The 7,649-nt window shown below is 71.4% G+C and carries 6 protein-coding genes; 4 read left to right on the plus strand and 2 right to left on the minus strand.

Going from position 1 to position 7,649, the window contains the following annotated elements:
• A partial coding sequence (locus Q0L11_RS09105; protein WP_296596809.1) for a carboxylesterase family protein occupies positions 1 to 1,291 on the minus strand: 1,291 nt, incomplete at its 3' end.
• Positions 1,292 to 1,480: 189 nt separating this feature from the next.
• Here Q0L11_RS09105 and Q0L11_RS09110 point away from each other — a divergent pair.
• The gene (locus Q0L11_RS09110) at positions 1,481 to 2,986 is read left to right on the plus strand and encodes a pectate lyase (protein WP_296596816.1); all 1,506 of its coding nucleotides are present in this window, start codon (positions 1,481 to 1,483) and stop codon (positions 2,984 to 2,986) included.
• A 35-nt stretch (positions 2,987 to 3,021) separates the two neighbouring features.
• Positions 3,022 to 3,453 (plus strand): hypothetical protein, encoded by a 432-nt coding sequence (locus Q0L11_RS09115; protein WP_296596810.1) that lies wholly within the window; start codon positions 3,022 to 3,024, stop codon positions 3,451 to 3,453.
• On the opposite strand, the gene Q0L11_RS09120 is transcribed toward Q0L11_RS09115, so the two are convergent.
• Positions 3,450 to 4,430, minus strand: coding sequence for an alpha/beta hydrolase (locus Q0L11_RS09120; protein WP_296596811.1), 981 nt, complete (start codon positions 4,428 to 4,430; stop codon positions 3,450 to 3,452). The two genes, Q0L11_RS09115 and Q0L11_RS09120, sit on opposite strands and share 4 nt — an antisense overlap.
• Before the next feature lie 47 nt (positions 4,431 to 4,477).
• On the opposite strand from Q0L11_RS09120, the gene Q0L11_RS09125 reads away from it, so the two are divergent.
• Both Q0L11_RS09125 and Q0L11_RS09130 read left to right on the plus strand, forming a co-directional pair.
• Complete coding sequence (locus Q0L11_RS09125) at positions 4,478 to 5,464, plus strand: DUF885 family protein (RefSeq protein ID WP_296596812.1); 987 nt, start codon at positions 4,478 to 4,480, stop codon at positions 5,462 to 5,464.
• Positions 5,461 to 7,649, plus strand: a 2,189-nt coding sequence (locus tag Q0L11_RS09130; protein WP_296596814.1) for a phosphoenolpyruvate carboxylase, incomplete at its 3' end; no start/stop codon positions are given. The genes Q0L11_RS09125 and Q0L11_RS09130, both read left to right, overlap by 4 nt.

The raw sequence follows: 7,649 nt of genomic DNA on the forward strand, positions 1-7,649 counted from the left end.
CGCCGAACTTGCCGCCGTCCTTCGGCGTGGCCCAGTCGAGCTGGTAGGCCCAGGTGGGCGCGCCGGACTTCGCGCGTTCCTCGACCTCGATGATCGCGCCGCGCCACGAACGGGCGGCGGTGGTGGCGGCGAACAGGACGTCGCTGGGAGAGTAAGCCGGGTAGAGGCGGCGGTACTCGGCGATCACGGTGTCGGGGTCGATGTCGACGCGCATGTTGGCCTGGGTGAGTTTCGCGGCAAGGCCATCCCAGCCGACCGAGAAGTTCGACGGGTCGTTCCCCAGGAAGGCGCGGGTCTCGTCGTGGGTGTTGCCGACGATCATCGGGATCTTCGCCGACTGGGCCGGCGCGTCGGGGTAGAACGGGTGGCGCTTAAGCGAGCGCTCGTCGAGAACGGGGCCAAAGTAGAGGCCGCCGAAGCCCAGCACCGGGTCCTCGGCGCCCAGCGCCTCGACCAACCGCTCGGCAGGCAGGGTGCGCACGTCCGCCGCCTGCTCGGGCTTGAGCTTCAGCGCATCCAGCCAGGCGAGGGTTCGCCGCGTGGCGTTGCCGGGGCCGGAGGCGGTGACCTGCTGGCCGCTCATGGTTGCGGCGCGGTGGAAGAGGCCGGCGGCCGCGGGGGTGGCCATCATCGTCGCGATCTTCGCGCCGCCGCCCGATTGGCCGAACACCATCACCTTGCCGGGGTCGCCGCCGAAGGCCGCGATGTTGTCCCGCACCCACTGCAGCGCCAGGATCAGGTCGAGCTGGCCGGCATTGCCGCTGTCGGCCAGTTCGGGGACCAGGCGGGCGAGGTAGGCGTATCCGAACGCGTTCAGGCGGTGGTTGACGGTCACTACCACCACGTCGCCCCGCTGGCAGAGCCGCACGCCGTCGTACAGCGGCGCCGAGCCCGAGCCGGTCGAATAGGCCCCGCCATGAATATAGACCATCACCGGCCGCCGGCCCGCGTCGAGGCCCGGCGTCCAGACGTTGAGGAACAGGCAGTCCTCGCTAGTCGGCTCGCCGCCACGAGATCTCTGCGGGGAGGCCGGGCCGTAGGACATGGTCTCGACGACGTCGGTCCAGGGAGGCGGGGGGGCCGGGGGCTGGAAGCGGCGCGGCCCGGTGTCGGCGCCGTAGCGGACGCCCCGAAACACGAAGACCCGGTCGTCGACGTAGCCCCGGACGGGACCGTGCCGTGTCTGGACCGGACGAGAGACGATGGCCTGGGTCGCGCGCGCGCCGGACGCGGCCGCCGCCAAGCCGAGGCCGCCCGCGACCGCATCGCGCCGGGTAAGCTGAAGACCCATCGATTCCGCCCTGTTTACTGCGTTTTCGGCACTATGACACCGGTAGCAATTTGCGCTACACCCCAACGCAACGAGAGAGGAAACGGCATGTTGCGGGGCGTATTGGCCGGTGTGATCGGCGCGTTGGTGCTGGCGTTCGCGGGGCCAGCGGCCGCGCAGCAGCCCAGCCGGGACCAGACCCTCGCCGCCATGAAGACCGCGACCCGGTTCATGGTCGAGACCGTGGCCTACAAGGGCGGCTACGTCTGGTCGTACACGGCGGACCTGAAGCGCCGCTGGGGCGAGTTGGAAGCCAAGCCGACGATGATCTGGGTGCAGCCGCCCGGCACCGGGACCATGGGGCATCTGTTCCTCGACGCCTATCACGCCACCGGCGACGAGTATTACTACCAGGCGGCCGAGCGCGCGGCGGAAGCGCTGATCTGGGGGCAGCATCCGAGCGGAGGCTGGCACTACATGATCGACTTCGGCGGGGAGGCCTCGCTGAAGGACTGGTACGCCACCTATGGCCAGAACGCCTGGCGGATGGAGGAATTCCAGCACTATTGGGGCAACGCCACCTTCGACGACGCGGGCACGTCCGAGGCCATGCAGTTCCTGCTGCGGCTGTACGTCGAGAAGCGCGATCCGAAGTGGAAGCCCGCGCTCGACAAGGCGGTGAACTTCGTCCTGGAGAGCCAGTATCCGATGGGCGGCTGGCCGCAGCGCTATCCGCTGAAGAACGAGTTCAGCCACCACGGCAAGCCGGACTACACCAGCTTCGTCACCTTCAACGACGACGTGGCGGGCGAGAACATCAAGTTCCTGGTGATGGTCTACCAGGCGCTTGGGGACACCCGGGCGCTGGACGCCGTGCGCCGGGCGATGGACAGCTTCATCGTAACCCAGCAGGGCCAGCCGCAGCCGGCCTGGGGTCTGCAGTACACGCCGGGCGACCTGAAGCCGGTGGGCGCGCGCACCTACGAGCCGACGGCGCTGACCACGCATACGACCGCCAACAACGTCAGCCAGCTCATGAACTTCTACGAGCTGACCGGGGACACGAAGTACCTGGCCCGCGTGGGCGAGGCGCTGGACTGGCTGGACAAGGTGAAGCTGAAGACGCCGCGGCCCGACGGGCGCACGCATCCGACCTACATCGAGATCGGGACCGACCGGCCGATCTACGTCCACCGCCGCGGCTCGAACGTCGTGAACGGCGAGTACTACTGGGACTATTCGGACCAGAAGACGCTGGCCCACTACGGCGCCTGGCGGAAGATCGACGTGGCGAAGCTGCGAGCTCGTTACGAGGCCCTGAAGACGAGCGATCCGGCGCAGGTGTCGAAGGACTCGCCGCTGAAGGCGAAGGGGCTGGTCCCGCTGCCGAAGTACTTCGCGACCCGCGACCTCGAGACATCTGACCTGAACATCAAGGCGCAGAAGGGGACGGCGGTGACGGCGGATGCGGCGGCGAAGCTGGTGGCCGGCCTGAACGCCCAGGGCTACTGGCCGACCCCGCTGGTGGCGACCAGCCATCCGTACGCGGGCGCGACGCCGCCGGCGAAGGCCGACAAGGACTATTCGACCACCCACGTGGGGGACGAGACGGACACCTCGCCCTATCCGACCGACAAGCCTGAGATGGGGATTTCGACCGGCGCCTACGTGCAGAACATGACGACGCTGATCGACTATCTGGACCAGGCGCGCTGAGGCCCTAGGCTCGCTCGCGAGCGGGGGAGTCGAGGATGCGCGTTCGGGGTATGTTGATCGGGGCGCTGGCGCTGGCCGCCGGCGCCGCTGCGGCCCAGGTGGCGAACCACGACCTGCCGGTGCAGGCGATCATGGCGACCGCCGTGAATCCGGCGGCGCTGGCGTTCTGGGCCGGCGGCAACGACCCGCCCGAGGGCGAGACGCCGGCCCAGGCGGACGCGCGCTGGGCCGCGGCGGTGCAGGGCGCGCAGACGCTGCAGGTGAAGGGCCGCGAACTGCTGCAGCACTCGCGTCCGGGCCGTTGGGACGAGTTCGCCCGGATGCTCGCGGAGGGCGCGGTCGCCGGCGAGGCGGCGGCCAGGGCGAAGGACGCGGAGAAGGCCTTCGAGATCGGCGGGGGGCCGATCTACGACGCCTGCAACGGCTGCCATAAGACCTATATCCCGACGCCGACACGGCTTCCCTAGCCGAGCCATCCCCTGCGGCCCGCCCAGGCCAGGAACAGCTCGGGCCAGGCGTGGGCCGGCTTGCCGCGGGCCAGCCAGATGCCGAAGCCGTGGCCGCCTTCCTCGAAGATGTGCGCCTCGGCCGGGATCTTGGCGGCGCGCAGGGCGGCGAGATGGTTCAGGCTGTTCTCCACCGGCACGGAGGCATCGTCCGCCGCATGGACGAGGAAGGTTGGCGGGGTCTCGGCCGTGACCTGGCGGTGGGGCGAATACCTGGCCTCGGTGTCGGGTGTCGGCGTGGCGCCGAGCAACGATGCGCGCGAGCCGGCGTGGGCGTAGGGCCGCGCCATGTCGATCACCGGATAGAGCAGGGCGCAGAGGTCGGGGCGGGCGGACTGGCGGTCGGCGTCGTCGATGGGCGCATAGACGGCGCGGCTGTGGCCGGTCGCGAGGCTGGCGGCGACGTGGCCGCCGGCCGAACAGCCGAGGACCGCCACGCGCCGCGGGTCTATGCCATAACGGCCGGCGTTGGCGCGGATCAGGCGGACGGCGCGCTGCGCATCCTGAAGGGGAACGTCCGATGGATCGGACCAGCCCTCGGCCGGCAGGCGGTAGCGCAGGACGAAACAGGCGACGCCCGCGGCCGTGAGCCGGTGGGCGATCTCGAAGCCTTCCTTGTCGATCACCACGCGGACGTAGCCGCCGCCCGGCGCGATGAGGCAGGCGGCGCCGCTCGGCTTGGCGGGGCGGAACACGGTCATCAGCGGCGCGCCGATCCCGGTGACGAAGCGGTCCTGGAAGCCGGACTTCGGGCGGCGGTCGACGATCTGCTCGCGGGGCAGGACGGAGAGCGCGCCGGGCGCCCGTCCGGGCCAGAGCTCTACGATCTCCGCCGGGTCCGGCGGCGGACGGGTGAGGTCCGGCGCGAGCTCGGCGGCGGTTGCGGCGGCCGGCGTCGCGGCGGCGAGGGCGAGCAGGGCGCGGCGGTCGAAATCCATAATGACACCGGTATCATTGTGCGTTTTCGTGGGCTAGACACGCCGACATGTGGACCCGACGCACAGTCCTGGCTTCCGGGGCGGCGCTCCTGGCGGCGCCGGCGAAGGCGGCGGACTATGCGCAGGCGCTGGCCCAAGCCTGGGGCGGCCCGCTCGATCCCGCCGCGGCCCACCGTGCGGCGCGGGGCGAGGCGCGGCGGCTACAGGCGCGGGCCGACCGGCTTTTGCGGAGGCAAGGCCTCGCGAAAGGCGACGTGGCGACCCGGCTGCGTCTGTTGTTCGCCGACGAGCGGTTCCTCTATGCCGACGACGGGGAGGGACGCGACCGGGCGGTAAGGGGGATGAACGCCGCCCTGGCGCGGCTGCGGCCCCGCTTGGCGCAGGCGTTCGGCGACCTGCCGATCCCCGAGGCCGAGGTCCGGCGGATGTCGCCGCAAGGCGAGGCGCGGGCGCGGGGCGGATATCGCGAACCGCCGGCCTATTACGTCGATCTCAGCGCAATCCGCGCCCGGCCTGCGTGGACGCTGCCCAGCGTCGCGTTCCACGAGACGGTTCCCGGCCATGCCCTCCAGACCAGCCTGCAATCGGCGGATCCGGCCAAGCAGGGGTGGTTCGGCGTCTATTCGGAAGCGTGGGCGACCTACGCCGAGCAACTGGCCTTCGACCTGGGCGCCTATGCCGGCGATCCGCTGGGCGAGCTGGGCTACTTGCACTGGCGGCTGTTTCGGATGGCGCGGGTGGTCGCCGACACTGGGCAGGGGGCGCTTGGCTGGAGCCTGGAGCGGACTATCGCCGAGATGCGCGCCGTTCAGGGGCCGGCCATCGCGTTCGCCGCAATCGAGGCCGACGCAGCGCGGATGCGGCGCCAGCCCGCCGTGTTCGCCGCGCAAGGCCTGGGCGCCCTGGAGATCGCGCGCCTGCGTCCGCGGCGGATCGTAGTCTGGCCCAAATTCCACCGGGCGATCCTGGCCGGGGGGCCGTCGCCGTGCGTTATGTTCGGGGCGTTGGCGCGTGGCGAGGAGTCGGGTCGATGATGGACATGCGGGTGGCGCCCGTGCCGGAGGCGGCGGCGGGCGAGGCGGTCCACTATCTCACCGCCCTGCTGGAAGACGTGATCCGCTACCTGGACGGCGAGGACGCCGCGGCGTTGGTGGTGCGGGCGCGGGACGTGGCGCGGCAGGACGACGAGGAGGCGCTGGAGGCGCTGTTCTCCACCCTGCGGCCGGACCAGGCGGTCTACCTCGCGCGGGCCTTCACCTGCGCCTCGCTGCTGTCGAACCTAGGCGAGGACGTGGCCGGGCGCCGCCGCGCGGTGGAGGCCGAGATGGAGGCCGGGGCGCTGCCCCACACCTTGATCGACGCCGCCGACCGCCTGGGGCCCAAGGCGGCGGGCCGGATCGTGCCGCGCATGGCGGTGGCCCCGGTGCTGACGGCGCACCCCACCGAGGTCCGCCGCCGAGCGGTGGTGGAGCGCGAGGCCGAGATCGCCCGGCTGATGTCGCTGCGCACCCACCACCTGGCGCCGCACATCGAGAAACGGCTGCGGGAGGACCTCTTCCGCGAGTTGGCGCTGCTGTGGAAGGCGCGGATGCACCGGCCCGACCGGATCAGCCCCGCCGACGAGATCCGCAACTCCCTGGCCATCGTGCGCCGATCGATCCTGCCGGCGCTGGCCGAGCTCTACGACGGCTGGAGCGAGCGGTTCGAGACGGCGACGCCGCTGACCCTAGGGTCGTGGCTGGGCGGCGACCGCGACGGCCACCCGGGGGTCACGGGCGAGACGCTGAGGCTGGCCATGCGCTCGCAGGCGCGGCTGATCCTCAACCACTACTCCGACGAGGTGCGCCGGCTGTGGTTCGACTTGGCGATCAGCGCGGACCTGACGCCGGCCAGCCCCGGCGTGCTGGCGCTGGCCGAGACCTCGCCGCACGCGGGCAAGGACGACGCGCATCGCAAGGATGAGCCCTATCGCCTGGCGCTGCAGGAGATCTGGGACCGGCTGTCGGCCACGGCCAACCGGCTGGCGGGCGGATCGTGGCCGACCGGCTCGCCGGCGTATGCGGCGGCGGCCGACTTCGTGGCCGACCTGGAGACCGTGCGGCAGTCGATCCGCGCCCACCTGGGCGAGCGGGTGGTGGGCGCGCGCCTTCGGACGCTGATCGCGGTCGCCAGGGCCTGCGGCTTCCACCTGCTGTCCATCGACCTGCGCCAGAACGCGGACGTCCACGAGCGAATGATCCACGAGCTGTACGTGCGGGCCGGGGTCAACATCGACTACCTGGGATCGGACGAGGCAGAGCGGGTGCGCGTGCTGACCAAGGAGCTCAGCCACGATCGGCCCCTGCGCTCGCCGTTCCTGGACTACAGCGAAGAGACCATGCGCGAGCTGGGCGTCCTGGACGCGGCGGCCGAGGTGGTGGGGCTGTATGGCGAGAAGGCGCTGGGGGCCTACATCATCTCGAAGACCGCCACCCTCTCGGACGTGCTGGAGCCGCTGGTGCTCCTGAAGCAGGCCGGCCTGGTTCAGGGCGGCGACAAGGGGCGCAGCGCCATCCGCATCGCACCGCTGCTGGAGACCATCGGCGACCTGGAGCACGGGCCGACGCTGCTGAAGGAGTGGCTGTCGCTGAAGCTGCCGCCGGAGATGTTCGGCGAGCCCAAGTGGCGCGAGGTCATGCTCGGCTATTCCGACAGCAACAAGGACGGCGGCTACGTCGCCTCGCGCTACAACGTGACCAAGGCGGCCGCGGTGCTGCAGGCGCAGGCCCAGACGCAGGGCGTCGACCTCTGGTACTTCCACGGCCGCGGCGGCTCGGTGGGCCGGGGCGGGGGACCCGCGGCCCAGGCGGTGATGGCCCAGCCGCCCGGCACGGTGAAGGGGCGTCTGCGCCTCACCGAGCAGGGCGAGATGATCTCGCGCCGGTTCGGCGACGAGCCGACCGCGCGTCGCAACCTGGACAGCCTGGCCGCGGCGGTGGCGATGGCGAGCGCGCGGACGGCCGACGAGGCCGAGGCGGGCCCGGCGCTGCTGGAGACCCTGAGCCAGGCCTCGTTCGCGGCCTATCGCGAGCTGGTCTATGAGACGCCAGGCTTCGAGGATTTCTTCTGGGGCGTGACCCCGATCGCCGAGATCGTGGGGCTGAACATCGGCAGCCGGCCGGCCTCGCGCACGGCCAGCCGGCGGATCGAGGACCTGCGGGCGATCCCGTGGGTGTTCTC

It is taken from the genome of Phenylobacterium sp., assembly GCF_024508875.1.
Lineage (GTDB): Bacteria > Pseudomonadota > Alphaproteobacteria > Caulobacterales > Caulobacteraceae > Phenylobacterium.